The 21,680-nt window shown below is 34.6% G+C and carries 14 protein-coding genes, 1 tRNA gene and 1 pseudogene; 13 read left to right on the top strand and 3 right to left on the bottom strand.

What is annotated here, in order from left to right:
* Positions 1-140: 140 nt before the first annotated feature.
* Complete coding sequence (locus tag VKJ25_RS00170) at positions 141-557, bottom strand: Uma2 family endonuclease (protein ID WP_324234606.1); 417 nt, start codon at positions 555-557, stop codon at positions 141-143.
* Between the two features lie 423 nt (positions 558-980).
* Here VKJ25_RS00170 and glyQ point away from each other — a divergent pair, with 423 nt between their 5' ends.
* The 13 genes and pseudogenes from glyQ to VKJ25_RS00105 all read left to right on the top strand — a co-directional run bounded on the left by glyQ (position 981) and on the right by VKJ25_RS00105 (position 19,800).
* Complete coding sequence (gene glyQ / locus VKJ25_RS00165; RefSeq protein WP_324234605.1) at positions 981-1,877, top strand: glycine--tRNA ligase subunit alpha; 897 nt, start codon at positions 981-983, stop codon at positions 1,875-1,877.
* 932 nt (positions 1,878-2,809) lie between these two features.
* Positions 2,810-3,286 (top strand): DUF4079 domain-containing protein, encoded by a 477-nt coding sequence (locus tag VKJ25_RS00160; protein WP_324234604.1) that lies wholly within the window; start codon positions 2,810-2,812, stop codon positions 3,284-3,286.
* Positions 3,287-3,931: 645 nt separating this feature from the next.
* The gene (locus VKJ25_RS00155; RefSeq protein WP_324234603.1) at positions 3,932-6,385 is read left to right on the top strand and encodes a ComEC/Rec2 family competence protein; all 2,454 of its coding nucleotides are present in this window, start codon (positions 3,932-3,934) and stop codon (positions 6,383-6,385) included.
* A 513-nt stretch (positions 6,386-6,898) separates the two neighbouring features.
* Positions 6,899-6,983, top strand: a tRNA-Ser gene (locus VKJ25_RS00150).
* Positions 6,984-7,078: 95 nt separating this feature from the next.
* A pseudogene (locus tag VKJ25_RS00145) lies at positions 7,079-7,238 on the top strand (IS200/IS605 family accessory protein TnpB-related protein); the annotation flags it as partial.
* Positions 7,239-8,016: 778 nt separating this feature from the next.
* On the top strand, positions 8,017-10,221 hold the full coding sequence (locus VKJ25_RS00140; protein WP_324234602.1) for a tetratricopeptide repeat protein: 2,205 nt from the start codon (positions 8,017-8,019) through the stop codon (positions 10,219-10,221).
* 324 nt (positions 10,222-10,545) lie between these two features.
* The gene (locus tag VKJ25_RS00135) at positions 10,546-12,762 is read left to right on the top strand and encodes a tetratricopeptide repeat protein (RefSeq protein ID WP_324234601.1); all 2,217 of its coding nucleotides are present in this window, start codon (positions 10,546-10,548) and stop codon (positions 12,760-12,762) included.
* A 164-nt stretch (positions 12,763-12,926) separates the two neighbouring features.
* A complete protein-coding gene (locus VKJ25_RS00130; protein WP_324234600.1) occupies positions 12,927-13,739 on the top strand; it encodes an SAM hydrolase/SAM-dependent halogenase family protein in 813 nt (270 codons plus the stop codon).
* Between the two features lie 1,036 nt (positions 13,740-14,775).
* A complete protein-coding gene (locus tag VKJ25_RS00125; protein ID WP_324234599.1) occupies positions 14,776-15,354 on the top strand; it encodes a Uma2 family endonuclease in 579 nt (192 codons plus the stop codon).
* Between the two features lie 74 nt (positions 15,355-15,428).
* Complete coding sequence (locus tag VKJ25_RS00120; protein ID WP_324234598.1) at positions 15,429-18,026, top strand: CHAT domain-containing protein; 2,598 nt, start codon at positions 15,429-15,431, stop codon at positions 18,024-18,026.
* Positions 18,027-18,265: 239 nt separating this feature from the next.
* Positions 18,266-18,484: a transposase gene (locus VKJ25_RS00115; protein ID WP_324234607.1), complete on the top strand. Its 219-nt coding sequence runs from the start codon at positions 18,266-18,268 to the stop codon at positions 18,482-18,484.
* Between the two features lie 538 nt (positions 18,485-19,022).
* A complete protein-coding gene (locus tag VKJ25_RS00110; protein WP_324234597.1) occupies positions 19,023-19,346 on the top strand; it encodes a helix-turn-helix domain-containing protein in 324 nt (107 codons plus the stop codon).
* Positions 19,312-19,800, top strand: a complete 489-nt coding sequence (locus tag VKJ25_RS00105; RefSeq protein ID WP_324234596.1) for a transposase family protein — start codon at positions 19,312-19,314, stop codon at positions 19,798-19,800. Before VKJ25_RS00110 ends, VKJ25_RS00105 begins: the two co-directional genes overlap by 35 nt.
* Before the next feature lie 48 nt (positions 19,801-19,848).
* Here the strand turns inward: VKJ25_RS00105 and VKJ25_RS00100 are convergent, their stop codons facing one another.
* Both VKJ25_RS00100 and gnd read right to left on the bottom strand, forming a co-directional pair.
* Positions 19,849-19,992 (bottom strand): hypothetical protein, encoded by a 144-nt coding sequence (locus VKJ25_RS00100; RefSeq protein WP_324234595.1) that lies wholly within the window; start codon positions 19,990-19,992, stop codon positions 19,849-19,851.
* Complete coding sequence (gene gnd / locus VKJ25_RS00095; protein WP_324234594.1) at positions 19,958-21,379, bottom strand: decarboxylating NADP(+)-dependent phosphogluconate dehydrogenase; 1,422 nt, start codon at positions 21,377-21,379, stop codon at positions 19,958-19,960. Before gnd ends, VKJ25_RS00100 begins: the two co-directional genes overlap by 35 nt.
* Positions 21,380-21,680 lie beyond the last annotated feature (301 nt).

The following is a 21,680-nucleotide window of genomic DNA, read 5'->3' as shown; positions in this document are numbered from 1 at the left end:
AATCTTGATTAACTCAATAATTCATCCACCGAAATCCTCAAACCATTTAAAACTTTTTGACTATTAACAACTTGCCCAGAAATCAAAATAAGTCTTGATTCTTCAGTCACAATAATTACCCATTTATTTTCACGAAATACTCACCAAACTTCCTCACCTCCAGATTCTAAATATTCTTCTGCTTTAGCAATAACATCTTCAGCTAAATCTGTAGGAGAAATAATTTCAGCACACAAAGGAAAACTCTGAGGTAAAACTTTTTCATTGCCAAATTCTGCTTCTAATTCTGAAGTAAGATAAGCAACATCAGGATAACGCCCTTGCTTATTTGTCCGACAAGGTACATCAGTATAAACCTCACCTTGTTGCTGACTAGAATTGAGATGATTTCCCCAATAAATAGCTAGTTTAGCTTGAATCCGACTATGCTTAAGAGTTATGCCATTTTTTTCCAATAATTGTCCGTTTACCCATTCTTTCTTTTCTGGAAGATTTTGTATCCAATCTTCCAAAGTATATTCTGTTGATTGTTGCACAATGACTGGGGATGTAACCATTATTAATTACCTTTTTTAATTCCTGATTAGATTATACTAAAAAATCTATATTCTTTAGGATTTACGCAGTGACGCTAGGGATAGTGCTTAAAACCCCATAAGCAATAGTTTTTTAACTCTATATATAGTACCTTGGCGTAAGTCCTGTTTTTTTAAATTGACAAGATAACTATTTTATGTTAAAGAATATGATAAATGGGAAAAATTCATTGAGCATAATGCTCATAATATGCCAAATAATGCCATAATTTCAATTAACTAGCTATCAGCTTTTAGTATTCAGCTATTAGCTTCTAGGGGTGAATTGCCATTCGCCTCTATTTGGGTTAAAATCCCCTTCTAAACTTTAAAAAAATAACCTTGCTGACTGCTGACTGCTGACTGCTGAGCGTTCTTTTAAACTCAAGACCTAAAAAAAAGTAAGTGAACTTCCAATCAGTCATAGCCACCTTAAATAAATTTTGGAGCGATCGCGGCTGTCTCATCGCTCAACCTTATGATACCGAAAAAGGCGCTGGTACAATGAATCCCCACACCTTTTTACGGGCGATCGGTCCTGAACCTTGGTCGGTTGCCTATATTGAACCTTGTCGTCGTCCCACCGATGGGCGTTATGGAGAAAATCCCAACCGCTTTCAACACTACTATCAATATCAAGTTTTAATCAAACCCTCTCCTAACAATATTCAAGATATTTATCTGGATTCTATCCGCGCTCTGGGTATCCGTCCAGAGGATCATGATATTCGATTTGTAGAAGACAACTGGGAGTCTCCGACTCTGGGTGCTTGGGGTGTAGGTTGGGAAGTTTGGCTTGATGGAATGGAAGTTACCCAATTCACCTATTTTCAACAATGTGGTAGTATAGATTGCCGACCAGTTTGTATCGAAATTACTTATGGTTTGGAACGTCTGGTGATGTATCTTCAGGGAGTTGATGCTATTATGAAAATAGCTTGGACTGATAAGGTTACTTATGGAGATATTTACCTTCAAGGAGAAATTGAACAATGTACCTATAATTTTGAGGCATCTAATCCTGAGTTTCTGTTTACTTTATTTGGTCTTTATGAACAAGAAGCTAAACAACTAATTAAACAAGAATTAGTTTTACCGAGTTTAGACTATGTTCTCAAATGTTCCCACAGTTTTAATTTACTTGATGCTAGAGGAGTAATTTCTGTCACCGAACGTACTCGTTATATTGGTAGGATTCGTAATTTAGCACGGCAAGTCGGTCAACTTTATTTAGCACAACGAGAAAGTCTTAATTTTCCACTGTTAAAAGAAACAGCGGAACCAGCACTTACTAATGGATAATTGATAATTAGGCGTTGGTGAATTAAACGATGAAATCTAAATTTGTACTATGAGAACCCAGGTTGGTTGGAAAAATATTTCAGTATAGTAAAGTATATCGGACAAATTTGGTTTCTACACTTAAAAAAAATTATATAGCAATTCCCACAGTTATTAAGTACATTTACAATCTCCCTTTGTAAGACCATTTCTCAAAAAGAATTCTATATCTGATTGGGTGGGGAAGTGTAGTTCGTGTGGTCGGTGTGGGGAGAAGAAAATCAGGAAAAATAATTACTAAACAACTAATAATTGTCAAAGAAAGACTTTTAATCTTAGTAATTATTGACTGTTGAAATATGGCGCTCAGTATAGCATAACTTTTGGTAATTGGTATAAGACAGAACTGATTCTTTGTCGTCAGAGAATATTTACAACCCTATATTTTTCTATTTCTGTACTTTCCACACTTCTTACCCTCCCCACCCCCTCCTTCTTTTTTCTCACAATAAATAGATCCTGCCTTTGTAAGGGGGACTTTGAAGGCTATCACATTTCTAAAGTGGGTAGTGAGGATATCAAACTGTATCTCATAGATTAAATAAATGCTATAGTTAATAATCACCAATGGCAATAATAACTATAGGTATCAGGGATGATTTATGAAATATTTAAGAGTAATTAATGTCAATAAAATCATTTTATATTCTGACTCTTGATTCCTAATTATTGCTATAGTTTTCATTATCCATTAGACACCTCCAAAAATGCAAAATTAAATCAATTATTGTACAGAAACTATCACTTCTTTCTTTCTATTGCCTATTGCCCATTGCCCCATACCTCTTTTGTGGAGATGTCTATTAAATCATGGCAATAATTTCTGGTTGTTTGAGTGCGTCACTTCTGTTAAGCTCTTAGTGTTGATACTAAAAATTCAGAGAGAAGAAAAAATGGAAATCAGACAATATTTAGAACCAATAGCTGACATATTCCGCAACTTTGGTACTCCCGAACCAATCGTACATTGGGGACATCCGCTAATGATGGGGATAGTTATTTTTGTTATGGGTAGTTTTGTTGGGATAACTGGATGGCGTAGACGATTAGTTACTGATGAAGCAGTCGCCATAGAAAGTGCTTCTAGTCATCGGAAAATCGCACCATTTATGTCTCTATTTATTGGCTTAGGTTACACAGGTGGAATATTGTCTCTGGTAATGCAGGAACAAGAAATATTTACAAGTCCTCATTTTTGGACTGGTTCACTTGTATTAATATTGTTGGGAGCAAATGGTTTTATTTCCCTAACAAAATTTGGTGGAAATCAAGCTGTATTGAGAACTACTCATGCTTACTTGGGTAGCATTGCACTATTTGTTATGTTTGTTCATGCAGTCTTAGGTTTAAAACTCGGTTTGTCTATCTAGTTAATAATTAATAATTAGGGTTTTCTGATGAAATATTAAATAATTGACAGATAAAGCGTTAAGGTTTTTGAAAGTCATAATCGGTGGGTTTATCTAGTTAATAATTAACAATTAATAATTAGGTTTTGCTGATGAAATATTAAATAATTGAGAGATCAATATTAAAGGTTTGTTTTGGAGTCATAAAAAGTGCCAAGAAATTACTAGATTAATATTTAAAAATCTAGCTAGATTTTTCCTCACAAAAATATCATGTCTGGATAATCATTAATATAACTCCGTTCCGCTTACGCAACCCAAAAACCTTTTCTTTTTAAACCAATACTCCCTTCTACTTTCCACATTTAAAAGCTATGCTTTATAAACATCTTTTTTAACATAAAACTTAGACATTAGAGACAAGTTATGTGCAAATCTGACGTCGGCTTTTTGTGGAGAAAAGTGTATTGAATTAGACATTATGAGTGAGGAATTTAGACAAAATTCTTACTCCCTCCTCTTGCTTATCTTCCCCATCTTCCTTGTCTTTCCCATCTTTCATTAGGGATAGCGCATCATCGGGGGGATTATTTTTTGATAAACCGCATACAATAATCCGTACATCCTTGCCCAAATCCTTGTCGTGCCTTCCTTTTCCAAAATGATATGAATCAAGCTGTAGAAATTGTTATCTGCCTAGCTTACATAATGGGGCTAATATCTACTTTTAAACCTTGGGGGATATATGCCTTACTAGCTATAGAATTACTATTACCAATTATTGTACAAAGAAGATACCGACAAAATTTACGCAGATCAACCAAAGTAATCGCAAATTATCAACAAAACATAAATACTGAAGACTTATTTAGAAGCGGTGAATATCTAGATTCGCCCTCTAGAAAAAATAGAAGATCGCGACTAAATTCAAATTGGTTGTGGATAACTGCTGGAGCGATCGCTTTTCTTGCTAGTATATATTTTCAATTTCGAGTACCTCAACCAACAACAACCGATGTTAGTCAAATTATTTCAGTTAATGGTGAGTCTCAAAAACAAGTTGTTATTGTTCGGGGAAAAGTTCTTTCTCTACCCCGCAAAACTCGTTCTGGAAAAGCACAACTTTGGCTAAAAGCAGAACAAGTAAGTGAAATAGTTGGTACTGATGGCTCAGCGAATGTACACCAAGATGTTGCCGGAAAACTTTATGTCACAGTTCCGCTTCTACAAGCAACAGGTATTTATCCTGGTGAGTCAGTGGCAATAACTGGTTCTTTATATAAACCATCACCAGCAACTAATCCTGGAGGTTTTGATTTTCGTGCTTATTTAGCTAGAGAAGGTTCTTTTGCTGGAGTTACAGGTTATAAACTTACTAAGACGAATCAACAAAATATTCATCCTTGGGGATTATACAAAATTCGACAGCGAATTATTCGCGCTCAGGTTAGTTCTTTGGGAGCGCCAGAGGGTTCTTTAGTAAGTGCAATGGTTTTAGGACGTCGAGCTGTAGATTTTTCTTATCAGTTACAAGACCAGTTTGTGCAAGTAGGTTTAGCTCATATTTTGGCAGCATCAGGTTTTCATGTTTCCCTAATTTTGGGTGTAGTGCTGACTTTGACAAAAAATTTGCCTTCAGGAGCAAGATTTGGTTTTGGTCTCTTTACTTTAATTATTTATGTGGGTTTGACTGGTGGTTCGCCGTCCGTATTAAGAGCAGCTTTTATGGGTGTGGCAGCTTTAGTGGGAATTGTTTCCCAACGGCAAGTTCAACCTTTAGCTGCTCTGGTTTTAGCTGCCACTTTATTATTATTAATCAATCCTCTGTGGATTTGGGATTTAGGATTTCAATTGAGTTTCTTAGCAACTCTAGGATTATTGGTGACAACACCGCCTTTAATAAAACGGCTAGATTGGTTGCCTTCCGGTATTGCTTCTTTAATTGCTATTCCCATTGCTGCTTCTGTCTGGACGTTGCCTCTATTACTATATGTGTTTTCTGTGGTTTCCCCCTACACTATTTTGGTGAATATTATTACAGCCCCTCTAGTTGCTGTAATTACCTTAGGTGGATTTCTTAGCGCCATGTTAGCCTTAATTTTTCCATATCTAGGTAGCTTGAGTGCCGTAACCTTGTATTTTCCAGTCAGGATATTAATTGAAATTGTACAAATTTTTAGCAAGTTACCAGGAAATCAAGTAGCAGTAGGAGCAATATCCATTTATCAATTAGTTCTTCTCTATGGTTTAATTGGTGGTACATGGTATATTGCCAGTAGACCTCCAGAAATAGATCCGAGTAAAAAGAAAAAATTCCCTCTAAAATTTTGGCAGTCAAGTTTACTCTTAGCGATCGCTATTATTATTATTCCTGTCTGGTATACACGCACTTCAATTTTTCAAGCTACCATTCTGGATACATCCTCCGAACCAGTATTTGTCATTCAAGACCAAGGTAAAGTTCTCCTAGTCAATGTTGGGGATGAAAATACAGCTAAATTTACAGTGTTACCATTTTTACGGCAGCAAGGTATTAATACAATAGATTGGTCTATCGCTCTTCATTCCCAAAAAGGTTTAAGTCGCGGTTGGTCTAATATTTTTGATAGTTTAAAAGTTAAAAATTTTTATGACATAGAAATTGATAATGAAAAAAATTATCAAACTAATAATCAACCCGTACTTGATAAATTAAAAAAGAGCCAAACTAATTACCATACTGTCGTGAATAATCAAAATATTGAATTGGGTTCTACACAGATAAAATTGATTAATTCAGAGACTCCAATTGTCAAATTTATAATTCGTGACCAAAGTTGGTTATTATTAGGAAAAGCTAAACTCTTAGAACAAAGTAAACTATTAGTAGCCAAAAGTTTTCAACCAACAGAAGTGCTTTGGTGGCCGGGAAATCAACTGAATCCAGAATTATTTAATATTATTCGGCCAGAAGTAGCGATCGCTTCCGCAAATTCTGTCCATCCAGAAATGATAGAATTTTTTCAGGACAATAATGTGCCTTTATTTTGGACAGGTCGTGATGGTGCGATTCAATGGACTCCTGTCCAGGGCTTTCAAACTATTTTAGAATCAGACCAGGTTGATAGTTCTTTTCTGTAGTAGAGAATAGGGAACACTTAACTGGGAACAGTTAATAGACATCTTTAGAAAAGAGGTATGGAGGCAATAGTTAAGAAAGAATTGATAATTTCTGTAGGGGTTTGGTCTCCAATTTATCGGGAACCGTACCCTCTACCAACTAGAAATTTTCACCAATACTAATGGTAACCTTATTCTGCAAAGCAAGGGGATTTGATATAATTTATTATTTCTGAAGATGTCTAATAGAATAAAAATCAAAGTATAGATATACGTTATTAGCATTACCAAAGAAACGCTATAATCAAAAAAGTTATATATTTCTGATCTTAATGGCCAAAACTCCCAAATAACTTTTGGCCAAAAACAAGGTCGAGGATACTGTTAACCAAATCAAAAGTCTATTGACTGATAACTAATAACTGATAACTGAATTAAGGTCGGGGATACTTTTAACTAAGTCAGAAGTCAGAAGTCTATAGACTGATAACTGATAACTGATAACTGATAACTGATAACTGATAACTGAAATAGGGAGAGGTGGCAGAGTGGTCAAATGCGGCAAACTCGAAATTTGTTGAAGGGAAACCTTCCGTGGGTTCGAATCCCACCCTCTCCGTTGAAAATTTGAATAGTTACATTTTGGAAAACTAAGGCAGAACGAAGAAGACAGAGAGTAATTAACAGCTTGACATAATCTATGATAATCTATCACTGACTACTGATTTGGCTAAAAAACACAGTCAAATAGTAATAGAAGACCTGAATGTATCAGGAATGATGGCGAATCACAAGCTAGCTAAGGCGGTTGCGGATATGGGTTTTTATAAGTTCAGAAGACAGGTGCGAGTACAAATGTCAAATGTACGGTTATTAGCTAATCATCGTTGATAGATGGTTGCCTAGTCCTAATATAGAAAGAATTAAAGCCACGCGAACCCAGAAACCCGGTACGAGCGTAGATTCTTACTGTTCAAAACAACGATTTCTCCTAGAAACCGAGTTCCTCCCGTGTAAGTTCTGATAGAATCCGGTTACAAGTGTATATGTTCATAATTTTATCTACACTTCAATCTCCCCATCTCCGACAACTATATAACGAGTATTCAACCGGACTTACGGAAAAATACTATATATAGAGTTAAAAAACGATTGCGTCATAGTTTTCAGCACTATATTTAGGGTCGTTGGGTAAGTCCTGACTAAGAAAAGTAAATTAAGTCCAATCAAAATATATCCGGCTCAAATACTCAAAGTCTCATAGTTTGGGTAAAGTAAAGTATAGAGGTACAATATCATGTTTAGTAAAACACTTATAATTAAGTTTGTAGTTTTGTTTCAGCAAATCAAATGTTTATGTTAAGACTATTAGGACTTACACAAAGGCGCTACAGTATAGAGTATTGGTGCGTTGTGCGTTGTGCGCTTTCCATGTCGCTTAGTGTTTCGGTGGGCTACATATAAAGCGCAGCGCAGCTTTGCGGAACGCAAAACAAACCCTACCGATAGCGTTCATGGCTTTAGTCCTAACTATAAGAAAACTACAGACCACTATATCATTATAACTGACTATTTGAACATAATATGAATAACTAGAAAATTATCTGGTTGATGCAAAACCTTATTATCAAAACTAAATCTGTAATTAGCCTATGGATACTAAGATTGGCAAAGTTGTAGATAAACGGTATCGTTTTATCAAACTTATAAATTCAACTATTTTAGGAGAGACATATCTTGCAGAAGATACTCACCGTCCAGGTTCACCCCAATGTCTAGTTAAAGAAATTAAACTAGGCAGTTTTAACCAAGAAAATCGAGAAGTTATACTATTATTATTTCAAGAAAAAGTAGAAAAGATTGATACTTTGAGTAAGCATGAGGGACTACCTAACTTATTAGCTTATTTTGAAGAAAATGATAATATATATTTAGTTGAAGATTATATAGTAGGTAACTCTCTAGCTGAAGATCTGGGTAAAGATGAACCTTTCTTGGAAGGAGAAGTAATTAACATATTAAGGGAGGCGCTAGAAGTTTTAGCTTGGATTCATGGTCAGGGGGAAGTTCATGGAAAAATTAAACCAGGAAATTTAGTGAGACGCATTTTAGATGGAAAATTATGTTTGATTAATTTTGGGTTAGAAAGAGAAATTCAGAAAACTTTAGAATTAAATAAAGAACCTTCAATCTTAGAAAAACGGAGCCAAAATAATTCTGATAGTTCAATATATGTACCATTAAATGAAAATGAGCAGATAGTAGAACAAAAAAATGATATTTATGCTTTAGGAATAATTGCGATTCAAGCACTAACAGGATTGTTACCTAAAGATTTATTGAAACAAAGACAAACTAAGGATACTTCAGGCATAGAAATACCTTGGCAAAATTTGCAAGCTTGTTCTCTAGCACTATCAGATATTATTGATAAAATAGTAAATGGTCAAGGTAAAGAAAGTTATGAGTCAGCAACGGAAGTGTTGGCAGATTTAAGTAAGATATCCGTCTCAGCAACTTCCGAACTTCCGCCAAAACCAGAAACTAAAAAACTAAATTTTTTATCGCCACTATTTCAATTTGTTAAGCAGAACAAAGTTATATTAACTGCGAGTTTGACATTGCTCACAATAGCAGGAGGAGCGATCGCTTATTTTGGGAAGTACCAATTTATTGTCAAAGCACAAGCTCTATATAATGAAGGTCAAGAATTAGCTAAACAACAAAAACAGTTAGCAGCGATCGCTAGCTACACGGAAGCACTGAAACTAAATCCACGAAATGCACTGATTCTCTATCAAAGAGGTAATTCTTACTATATTGAGAAAGATTATGAAAAAGCTATAGAAGATTATATAGCAGCTATTGAAATCAAATCCAACTACAATCATGCTTATTATCAACTTGCTCTAGCTTATTATGAACAAAAGAACAACGAAAAAGCTATTACTAATCTGACACAGGCATTAAGAACAAATCCTAACTATACTAAAGCTTATGATCAAAGAGGGAAAATTTACTACGAAATTGGAGATTACAAAAATGCCATCCAGGATTATAGTCAATTAATTGGATTTGATCCCGAAGATAGTAACAGTTACATTAATCGGGGAATAGCCAGAGCCAAGATAGGAGATCAATCAGGTGCAGTCAGTGATTATACTCAAGCTATTAATCTGAATGCTAATAAGATACAAGCATATCATAATCGTGGTAATTCTTACTTTGAAATTGGAAACTATCAAAATGCGCTGGCAGATTATAACCAGGTATTAAAATTAAAACCAGATGATTCTGATGCTTATGCAAGTAGATGTAGCGTTTATCTAAATCTGGTAAATTATCAAGCTGCCATCACTGAATGTAACCGAGCCATAGAGATCGATCCTCAAAATGATTTAGCTTACAATCATCGCTGTATTGCTTATTTCAAACTACGGGAATATCAAAGAGCAATAGAAGATTGTAGTATAGCGATTGATATCAATAATAAAAATGCCAAGGCTTATGTAAACAGAGGTTTAGTGCAGTTTGCTAATGGCTATTTAGATGAAGCAATAGCAGATTTTACTCAAGCAATAAAAATTAACCCAGAAGATTCCCTTGCTTATAATCACCGAGGAATTCTTTTCTCAAAAATAGGAAACTATAATCAAGCCATTGAGGATTTTTCCCAGGTAATTAAACTCAATCCAGATAATACTAAAGCTTATGATAATCGAGAAGTTATACGGTATAAAAAACAAGGTCGATCATTAGCAATAGGAGAACTTCCTAAAAATACTAACCTATCTTTAGAACCAAATAAAATTAAGGATTATCAAAACTCTCTAAAGATTGTAGAAAAGCTCCATTAATTAACTGTTTTAAAAATTAAGTCACAATATTTAACTATAGCCACAATTCAGCTATCATTATTATAAAGAAGACTGTTGGTTTTTATTGAAAATATTATATTATAAAATAAAATAAAATAATATCAACTCCTAAAAATAGTATAGTGAGAGACTTAATTTATGGAACTTCCTAAAAAAGTATGGTACAAGGGAACGCGCACCAAGTAGCTCAAACTCACTCAGAGATTAGTTTTGACTTTTGACTTGCCCGTAGCTACAACCTAAATCAACTCTCTCTTTTCTCTATTCCTGATTCTAACTTAATTTCTATCTATGGTATATAAAATGAATAATATGAACATGATAGGTCAACTTTTAGATGGACGTTATCGGGTCGTTCAAGTCCTAAGTTCTGGTGCTTTTGGACAAACATATTTGGCTGCCGATAGTCGTCGTCCAGGGCATCCCCAATGTGTGGTTAAACAATTAAGGGCTCCTGGTAATAGCTTTACGATTGTGAGAACTGCTCACCGTTTGTTTAAACAAGAAGCAGAAATATTAGAAAAATTAGGTAGACACGATCAGATTCCTTTATTATTAGCTTATTTTGAAGAAAATAATCAATTTTATTTAGTAGAAGAGTTTATTCCGGGAATACCATTAAATAAAGAAATTATTCCTGGTAAACCTTGGCATGAAGAAGATGTAATTCAACTATTATTAGAAATATTAGAAATTTTAGGATTTGTACATGGACATAAAGTAATTCATCGAGATGTTAATCCGTCGAATTTAATTCGACGTCAACCAGATGCAAAATTAGTTTTAATTGACTTTGGTTCAGTTAAAGAAGTTAGTCATCGGATCGCATTGGCAAATGGAGAAATGCAACGAACCATTGCGACAGGTACTCCCTCTTATATGCCAATTGAACAATTTCAAGGCATTCCTCAATACAGCAGTGATATTTATGCAGTAGGTATGATTGGGATTCAAGCTCTGACAGGTATTCCTAGTGGTGAACTACCGAAGCTACAAGACCTATCCCCATCAAACCCTAGTGGTATCCTCTGGCGAAACCGAACACAATGTTCCTCAAGTCTAGCTGATGTTATTGAAAAAATGGTACATTATCATTACACAAAACGTTATCAGTCTACAGAGGAAGTTATTAAAGCGTTATGTAAAATTAGTGGTCGCCGTCAAAAAGTTATAGCATCAACCCCCATAACTGAAAAAAGTCTAAATGCTGAAACTCAAAAAAGTACCAAGGGGATATCCAACTCATTGCGCTTCGCAATATTAGGTCTGGCAAGTTTAGGAGCAATAGCAGTGCTGATTGGCATAGTAAGTTTTGTGAATCGTCCGGATCCGATTAAAGCAGAAAAAGTATTTGCAAGAGGAGTAAAACATGTAAATGATGGCAATGAAAAAGCAGCAGTTGCAGCATTTAATCGAGCAATTCAATTAAACCCCAATCAAGCAGAGTATTTCTACCAACGGGGGAATGCTTATTACAACCTAGAAAACTATCAAAAAGCTATTGATGATTATAGTAAGGCAATCGAGCTGAATCCAAGCTATGTTAATGCCTATTTTAATCGGGGGGGAACTTATTCTGATATCCAAGATTACGCCAAAGCAATAGATGATTTTACCCAGGTATTGCGTCTGGAACCTCAAGATGCTGATGCTTATTATAAACGAGGGTTTATTTATTATGAGTCTAAAAACTATCAGGCGGCAATTCAAGATCATACTCAAGTTCTGAAACTACAACCGAATGATATTAATGCTTATCATGGGAGGGGGTTAGCTCGTGCTGCCAATAATGATTTACAAGGCGCAATAGCAGATTACACTCAGATGATTAATATTAAACCAAAAGAGAAGAATGGTTATTATAATAGAGCCAGAACTAGGTTTTTTCTGGGAGATTATCGAGGTGCTATAGATGATTATAATCAAGTTATTGCTATAGAACCTGAAAATGCAGAAGCTTATGCTAATCGTTGTAGCACATACTTGAATTTATCAGAGTATCAAAAAGCGGTATCTGACTGTACAAAAGCAATTGAAATTAACTCTGAAAATGAACTTGCTTATAATAATAGATGTATTGCTTATGTAAATTTAAAAGAGTATGAAAAATCTATATCTGACTGCACTGCAACAATTGAACTCAATCCCCACAATCCTGAAGGTTATACAAACAGAGGTATAGCTTATAAAGCAGCTAATCAACTAGAAAAAGCAATTGAAGATTATACTCAAGCAATTAGCTTAAGTCCAAACAATGCTGAATCTTATGCAAATCGTGCTTTGATTTACTACAAACAAGAGGATTATCAAAGCGCGATCGCTGATTATGTTCAAGCTATTAGACTGAATCCTCAATATGCAGATGCTTATTACAATAGAGGATTAGTTAGAGCTAGTATCGGTGATCAAAAAGGAGCAATAAATGATTTTGAAAAAGCAGCTCAATTTTATTTAGAACAAGGTCTCACCGGTGGTTTTAAAGATGCTAGATATCAAATTGATATTCTGAACAATAATTAATAATTAGGGAAATAAGCCAGATTTATGGTTGAGGTTCTTAAGTTCTATATTGATAATTTGATGTTATAATTATTGCTTATTTAGGGTTTCAATTTTATCAAAATCATCATATTTTTTTGTAGTCTTAATATTAGGGTGTGTTGCTATAGTTATTAAACAAAATAATGTCGGATAAAAAAATTATTACACTGTTAACTGATTTTGGATTAAAAGATATTTATGTGGGTACAATGAAGGGTATAATTGCTCAAATTAACCCTAATTTAAAAGTAATCGACTTGACTCATCAAATTCCTCCCCAAAATTTATTTGCTGCTAGATTTTGTTTGCTGAATGCTTATCCTTATTTTTCCACAGGAACAGTTCATCTTGCTGTTGTCGATCCGGGAGTTGGAAGTAAAAGAAGAGCGATCGCTATTGAACTACCTATAGGTTTTTTAGTCGGACCTGATAATGGTATTTTTAGTGGAGTATGGGAAAGTTTCCACAAAGAAAATATTAAGGTAGTTGCGCTGACTAATTCTAAGTATTGGCGTACAGATAAACCTAGTAAAACTTTCCACGGTCGAGATATATTTGCTCCTGTCGCTGCTCATATTGCTAGTGGGGTGAAGTTAGAAAATTTGGGAGAAGAAATTAATCTCGAAAGTTTGGTTAAATTGCCTTTGAATAATATTAATTTAACACCATCAGGTATTGTCGGTTCGGTTCAACACATTGATTATTTTGGCAATATAATTACTAATATTTCGAGTAGTTATGTAATTGGGAAAATTTGGTCGGTTATTGTTAGTAATGATGGGGATTTGGGAAGGGGTAAAATAATCTCTAGTGGTAATACTTATGCTGATTGTGAATTAGGGGAGTTAATTGCAATTATTGGGTCTCATGGATTTGTAGAATTTGCTGTTAATGGTGGTAGTGCTGAGGAAAAACTTGATTTAAAACATGGGGATAAAGTTGAAATTGTTTGGTAGAGGGTTTGGTCTCCAAACCCTTACGATTGATTTATTTTTGTCTCACAAATAATTTTATATTGCTATATAATCAGGACTTACGTAGATGAACCCAGAAGCCCGGTACGATCATAGACTTCTATTGCTCAAAACAACGATTTATCGTAGAAACCGGGTTCCTCCCGTGTAAGTCCTAATAATGATAATTAATAACGTAAGCATTCAGCCGTCAGCTATCAGCTATAGTTTTTAGCTGGCGATAAAAGCTTTACTATTAGACATCTCCAGAAAATAGGGAACAGGGAACACTAGATATGTGGGAACAGGAAGAAAGAATTGATAGTTTAACGACCAAGTTATTTGGTGAAAATGTTTTATCTGAATTTTATTTGAGTTTATCTAAATACTTGAAAATCTAGAGAAATAGATATATTCAATAATCAAAAATTCCATCAATTATCTCTGATAAATTATCTATTCTTTTCTTCTGCTCTGTAGAAATGTTCTATGGAGCTTTCCTACTTACTCTTTTCTGGAGATGTGTAATAGTAAGTTTTATTAAAATTAAAAATCTTCTGAATTTTCTTTGAGTTTATTTCAATACTTGGAAATCTAGAGAAATAGATATATTCAATAATCAAAAATTCCATCAATTATCTCTGATAAATTATCTATTCTTTTCTTCTGCTCTGTAGAAATGTTCTATGGAACTTCCCTGCTTATTCTTTTCTGGAGATGTGTAATAGCAATTACCAAAAGTAATCCTATACTTGAGCCATATTTCAAAAGTCAATAATTACGAAGATTAAAAGTCTGTTTTTGACAATTATTGGTTAGTAATTATTTTTCCTGCTTTTCTTCTTCCCACATCGACGACACAAACCAGACTTCTCTACCCAATCAGATATAGCATTCTTTTTGGGAAATGGTATAATATCAGGCATGATAAATGTTGGCTACGAATCTTTGTTCCCTATTTCCTATTTCCTATTCCCTATTCCCTATTCCCTATTCCCTATTACTAGAGTTTTATTAAAATTAAAAATAGGTGAAAATTATGAATGTTTTAATATTAAATTTAGACACCATTAAAATAAGTGACGAACAGTTTTATGATATATGTCAAAATAATCGGGAATTAAAATTAGAACGTAATACTCAAGGAGAATTAATTATTATGTCTCCCGTTGGAGGTGAAAGTGGTAATAGAGAAGCTGACCTAATTGCAGATTTGGTCATCTGGAATAGACAAACTGGTCTGGGTTATGCATTCAGTTCTTCTAGTATATTTAAGTTGCCTAATGGTAGTGACCGCTCTCCAGATGCAGCTTGGATTGGTAAAGACCGTTGGGAATCTTTGACAATAGAAGAAAGACGTACATTTCCTCCCATTGCGCCAGATTTTGTTTTGGAACTAAGGTCAGCAACTGATAATATTAAAAGACTACGTTCAAAAATGCAGGAATATATGGATGCAGGGGTGTTATTAGGGTGGTTGATTAATCCCCAAGACCAGGAGGTAGAAATTTATCGCCGAGAACAAGATGTGGAAGTGCAAAATTTGCCTACAAGGTTGTCTGGTGAAAAGATATTACCTGGGTTTTATTTGATTTTATTTCGGTACTTGGAAATCTAGAAAGATTATAGGGTTTTATGTTTAAAATGTGCTTTTTTTCTTATGTCTTTTTTGTTTTGCATTCTACCCTAATTTTGGGAATTTCTATTAAACAAGTTCAAGCTATTGAGTTCCACAATAATTTAGTAAAAAAAAACGAAATCAGTTGGGATGTATTAACTCAAGTATCGACTTTTTTGGAGAGTACCTTAGAAGAAAAAGCACAACATTTTTTTCAAAAAGGAAATTTTTCTGCAAGTATTCCTTTGTTAGAGGCAGCTATTAAGAGTTATGCAAATAAAGATGATGATTATAGTCAGATAAGAGCGCTCAGAAATTTAAGTTTGGTTTATTTAAAATTAGGGAAGTGGGAAAATTCAGAAGCAGAAATTAATCGCTGTTTAAATCTAATTACCAAAATATCAAATCATCACAAAATAGCACAAATTACTGCTAGTGTTTTAGATGTAAAAGGTCAGTTACTATTATCTACAGGTCAATCAGAAGCAGCTTTAAATATTTGGAAAAAAGCTAGTGAAAATTATCAAAAAATTAAAGATTATTTAGGTTTAACTCGTAGTTATATTAATCAAGTTCAGGCTTTACAAGCATTGGGTTTATATTCTCAAGCACGGAAACAATTAGAAACAGTTAGCCAAAATTTGCAATACCAACCAGATACTATTATTAAGGCAAAAGCATTACAAAGTTTAGGTGATGTACTGCGAGGAATAGGTAAAATAAAACAATCTATAGAAGTTTTAGAGTTGAGTTTGACAATAGCAGAAAATTTAAAAGCTTCAGAAGAGATAGGGATAATTTTAATTAGTTTAGGAAATACATATACACTTCTAGAAAATTATGAAGCTGCTAATTCATTTTATCAACAAGCTATAGATAAATCTCCTGTAGCAGAAATTAAAATTCAAGCAATGCTGAATCTATTAAACTTATTTGTAGAAAAAGATAAATATGTCTCTGCGATAAAATCAGTCAAAAATATTGATAGTTTATTGAATCAGTTACCAATTTCTCAAACTTCTATTTATGCAAGAATTAATCTCGCTCAAAGTTTAATAAAATCGCAAAAAATAGTATTAGCAAATAGCAATAATGAACCATTATATTCGACAGCCAAAATAGCTGATTATTTGGTAAAAGCAGTTCAACAAGCAAGAAACTTAGGAGACACAAGAGCCGAATCTTATGCTTTAGGTAATTTGGGAAAATTATATGAGTATAATCAACAATGGCAAGAGGCAAAACAGTTAACAGAAAAAGCATTAAATTTAGCTCAAAGTATTAATGCTGTTGATATTATTTATAAATTAAAATGGCAGTTAGGTCGAATTTTAACAGCTAATAAAAATAAAGAGGAGGCTATATTAGCTTATTCTCAAGCAATAGAAAATATTCAGGATTTGCGGGGTGATATAATTGCGGCAAGTTCAGAATTAAAGTTTGATTTTCTAGATACTCTCGAACCAATTTATCGTGAGTTAGTAGAGTTACTTTTAGAACCTTCTGAGTCTGACCAACAAACTATTATTAGTCAAAAAAACTTGATAAAAGCACGAAAAGTAATTGAAGGTTTGCAGTTAGCTGAACTAGATAACTTTTTCCGAAATTCTTGTTTAGATGCTCAACCAGTAGAAATTGATAATCTAGATAAAAATGCAGCTATTTTCTATACAATTGTTTTGAGCGATCGCCTGGCGGTAATTTTAGCTATACCAGGACAACCTCTAGTTCATTACGCAACAAAAATATCAAAAGAAGAAGTAGATTTAACAGTTGAAACATTGTTAAATTTTCTGACAATTCCTAAAGAACGAATCTTTCCTAAAAAGTATTGGCAACCTGCGGAAAAAATCTATAACTGGTTAATTAATCCTATTGAAAAAAAATTAGAAGTTAATGAAATTAAAACTTTAGTATTTATCTTAGAAGGAAGCTTGCGTAATATTCCTTTGGCGAGTCTTTATGATGGTGAGAAATATTTAGGTCAAAAGTATAATGTAGCGATCGCTCCTGGTCTGGAGTTAATAGATCCTAAACCATTAACACGACAAAAATTGGAAGTATTGGCTATGGGAATAACTGAAAGTATTCGAGGTTGGCCAGCACTACCAAATGTGAGAAAAGAATTAGAAGATATTCAAAATCAAACTTCTAGTGAAATTTTACTTAATGAGTCTTTTACAAAAGAGGAAACTAATAACGAAGTTGTTAATAATGCCTATCAAGTAATTCATATTGCTACCCACGGCGAATTTAGTTCTAATGCTGAGGATACTTTTATTTTGACTTGGGATGACGAAATTGATGTTGAGGAATTACGAAATATGATTAAATCGGGTACTCAACAAACTCGTCCGATAGAATTATTAGTTTTGAGTGCTTGTCGTACCGCTACCGGAGATAACCGAGCTACATTGGGTTTAGCAGGAATCTCAGTGAGAGCGGGTGCAAGGAGTACCATTGCCAGTCTGTGGTATGTGAGTGATGAAGCAACTGCGATGTTGATGAAAAATTTTTATCAGCAGTTAGCAAATCCAGAAATTACTAAAGCAGAAGCTTTGCGTCGAGCGCAACAACAAATTTTCCAGGACGCTCAAGCAGGAGTAATAAATCCAGAATATAAGCATCCTTATTTTTGGTCAACTTTTATTTTAGTAGGAAATTGGTTGTAAATAATGGATAATGGATAATATAGTGTTCCCGTTGCTTGTGAGATATATTTATCGCGGGCAAGATTCCCGCACTACAATATTTTCATCTGTACCTTATACTTCATTAAAAATCGCACTGAGTGGAAAAAATCACTATCAAAATTATGGAAAAATATCCGGAATTTCAATTTATAAAACCTGTTTATTTTATCACATTTGTCACCTGGGAAAGATTATAATTAACCCCAAAAGCACGAGAAATTGTTTTAAATTCATTTCTATTTTTTCATCAACAAAGGTATCAAATTTTCACCCTTGTAATTATGCCAGACCATGTACATTGTTTAATTGTACCTTTTCTAAAACAAGAATCAGAATATTGGTCAATTGGAAGCATTATGCCTAGCACTAAAAGTTATAGTGCTAACCAAATTTCTAAAGTTATGAATCACATTGGCAAAGTTTGGCAAGATGGATGACATGAGAGATTAATAAAAAGTCAAAAAGAAATGATAAATTCCTGGAAATACATTAGGCAAAACCCAGTTAAAGCTAAATTAGTAAATACACCAGAAGAATATCCTTTTTTGTGGGAATTAGACAGAAATTTATAGCAGACTTCACCAAGCGTGAGGTGCACCCGCGCGATAAAATTTAATTATTAATATCTGTACCTCACGCTTCTTGGGAAATGCTACAAATTCCGATATTTTCATAATCATTAAAATTTCTCACAGTGCGATTTTTCGGGAACCGTGCTTCCAGCTCGCGAACAATCAATAATTAAAATGCTCCACAGTGCGATTTTTCGGGAAACGTGCTTCTAGCTCGCGTAGAATTTACAATAGAGTTGTTGGGAAATAAGGTAAAATAAGTTAAGAAAAAATTGGCCAACTTGAATGCTAAATATTAAACGGGCTTTAAAACAAGATAGGTTACTCAGAGCATTAACATTCCTTAAATCGTAAAGCATTTCAATCCTTGCTCTCAACCTTTACTGAGGTATATGAGCAAACATTGAGAGGCAAACCTCGTCAGCGCTCTTTTGGAGGAGGCCGTAAGGCTCGTTTACGGAGTGTGGAAGACAAATTATTTTATGTTCTCTTCTACTTGAAATGTTACCCCACCTTTGATTTAGCTAGTATCTTGTTTGACATAGACCGCAGCCAGGCACATCATTGGGTTCATCGTTTACAGCCTGTTTTAGAAGCAGCATTGGGAGAAAAAAAGGTACTACCAGAGCGTAAAATCAACAGCGTTCAAGCATTTATAGAGCGTTTTCCTGGAGTAGAACGAGTAGTAATGGATGGCACTTCAGCGGCCAGTACAACGGCCGACTGACTCAGAAAAACCAAAACTGAATTATTCAGGAAAAAAAAAGCGTCATACCCGCAAACATCTAGCAGCAGTAGACCAAAATAAGCAAGTGTTGGTGTTAACTCAAGCAAGAGAGGGAAAGTTACATGACAAAAAACTCCATGACCAAGAAAAGTTGATAGGAAATATACCTGTGGAAATACCAATTGAAGTGGATAGTGGGTTTCAAGGTATTCAACATCAGTATGAAAATATCTGCATACCCCATAAAAAACCAAAAGGGGGAGAATTAAGTGAACAGCAACGCCTGGAAAATCGGAAATTGAGTCAATCTAGGGTGATATGTGAAAATGCTTTTGCAGGTGTCAAACGTTATGGGGCTGTTAATCAGATTTACCGTAATCACAAGAATGATTTTGATGACAAATTAATGTTAACAGCAACTGGGTTATGGAACTTATACCTGATAGCAGCATAAATAGCAAAGTCACTAACCAAAATTCCTCGGTTTAAGTTTTCATTTTCTCTAACCTAAGTTATTTCCCAACAACTCTAATATATCTCGAAAATAATTCAGAATGGCGATCGCCTCTATAAAACCAAAGAGCGATCGCCTAACTTTTACAGAAAAAGAATTACTTAGTCGGCCATTCAGTATGGAAGAACTCACCACGAGGCTTATCAATCCGCTCATAAGTGTGAGCGCCAAAATAATCCCGTTGAGCTTGAGTCAAGTTTTGAGGCAAAGTTGCCCGACGATAACTATCAAAATAATCTAAAGAAGCACTAAAAGCAGGAACAGGTATCCCTAACTGAGCTGCTAAACTAACAACTTCTCGCCAAGCATCTTGGCGATCGAGAATAGTCTGCTTAAACTCTGGCGCTAATAATAAATTAGGTAGACTCGGATTTTCATCAAAAGCCTTCTTAATCTTATTCAAAAATCCAGCTCGAATAATACAACCACCTTTCCAAATCCGCGCACACTCACCCAAATTCAAATTATAATTAAACTCCTGAGATGCCTTAGCTAACAACGCCATCCCCTGAGCATAAGAACAAATCTTAGAACAATACAAAGCATCCCGCACCTTATTCACCATAGCTTGGGTATCACCTTCATACTTACCAGTCGGACCAGTCAATTCTTTAGCAGCAACCACACGTTCATCCTTCAGACCAGACATAATTCTACCATTAACAGCCGCCGTAATAGTCGGAATAGCCACACCCAACTGCAAAGCTTCAATAACCGTCCATTTTCCTGTACCTTTCTGTCCAGCAGAGTCAAGAATCATGTCAAGCAAATGGTTGCTAGTCTCAGTATCTTTCTTGGTAAAAATATCCGCTGTAATTTCAATTAAGAAAGATTCCAACTCTGGAGTCTTGTTCCACTCAGCAAAAATTTCATGGAGTTGTTCATTACTAATACCTACAGCATTTTTCAACAAATCATAAGCTTCAGCAATTAACTGCATATCGCCATATTCAATGCCATTGTGTACCATTTTCACATAATGACCAGCTCCACCAGGACCAATATAGGTGACACAAGGACCATCATCAACTTGAGCAGCTATTTTAGTTAAAATTGGTTCTAATTCTTTGTAAGAACCCTCTGTACCACCAGGCATTAAACTAGGCCCCCACAAAGCACCCTCTTCACCACCACTAACTCCCATTCCCATGAAACCTAATCCAGTGGATTCTAAATCTTTAGTACGGCGTTCTGTATCTTCGTAGAGAGAGTTACCACCGTCAATAATCATATCATCCTTATCTAGGAGGGGCTTGAGTTGTTCAATAACCTTATCAACTGGTCCTCCTGCTTTTACCATAACCAGGATTCTACGAGGTCTTTCCAGGGATTGAACAAAATCTTCTATTGTATAAGCAGCATGAACATTTTTTCCTACTGCCCGTTCTGCCATAAATCTTTCTGTTTTATCACTACTGCGATTATATACCGAGATGGGGAAACCATTACGTTCTACATTGAGAGCTAGGTTTTCTCCCATTACAGCTAGACCTATAACACCAAATTTTTGCTGTCCCATAAATTTTTACCCGGTTGACTTTTTTTCTAATTTTAAGTACCATCTCTAGATTACAAGCGTTTTTTTGTGACTATTTCTACTGAAGGTTTTTTTTAAGATTTCAAGTATAGATGGATAGTTAATAATTAATAATTAATAATTAATAATTAATAATTAATAATTAATAATTAATAATTAATAGTTCAGGAGTTACGTCGCGACTCTAGATATAGTGCTTTTAACCCCATGCGTAATAGTTAAAAAACTCTATATATAGTACCTCCCTTGTAAGTCCTTTAATAGTTCAGGAGTTACGTCGCGA

The organism is Okeania sp. (assembly GCF_035285525.1).
Classification (GTDB): Bacteria; Cyanobacteriota; Cyanobacteriia; order Cyanobacteriales; family Microcoleaceae; genus Trichodesmium.
This window is presented reverse-complemented; position numbering and strand designations above follow the sequence as displayed.

What these genes read in the sequence shown, in the direction of transcription:
- VKJ25_RS00170 (WP_324234606.1), bottom strand. Translation starts at nt 557, where the DNA reads ATGGTTACATCCCCAGTCATTGTGCAACAATCAACAGAATATACTTTG.
- VKJ25_RS00160 (WP_324234604.1), top strand. Translation starts at nt 2,810, where the DNA reads ATGGAAATCAGACAATATTTAGAACCAATAGCTGACATATTCCGCAAC.
- VKJ25_RS00155 (WP_324234603.1), top strand. Translation starts at nt 3,932, where the DNA reads ATGAATCAAGCTGTAGAAATTGTTATCTGCCTAGCTTACATAATGGGG.
- VKJ25_RS00140 (WP_324234602.1), top strand. Translation starts at nt 8,017, where the DNA reads ATGGATACTAAGATTGGCAAAGTTGTAGATAAACGGTATCGTTTTATC.
- VKJ25_RS00135 (WP_324234601.1), top strand. Translation starts at nt 10,546, where the DNA reads ATGAATAATATGAACATGATAGGTCAACTTTTAGATGGACGTTATCGG.
- VKJ25_RS00130 (WP_324234600.1), top strand. Translation starts at nt 12,927, where the DNA reads ATGTCGGATAAAAAAATTATTACACTGTTAACTGATTTTGGATTAAAA.
- VKJ25_RS00125 (WP_324234599.1), top strand. Translation starts at nt 14,776, where the DNA reads ATGAATGTTTTAATATTAAATTTAGACACCATTAAAATAAGTGACGAA.
- VKJ25_RS00105 (WP_324234596.1), top strand. Translation starts at nt 19,312, where the DNA reads ATGGCACTTCAGCGGCCAGTACAACGGCCGACTGACTCAGAAAAACCA.
- gnd (WP_324234594.1), bottom strand. Translation starts at nt 21,379, where the DNA reads ATGGGACAGCAAAAATTTGGTGTTATAGGTCTAGCTGTAATGGGAGAA.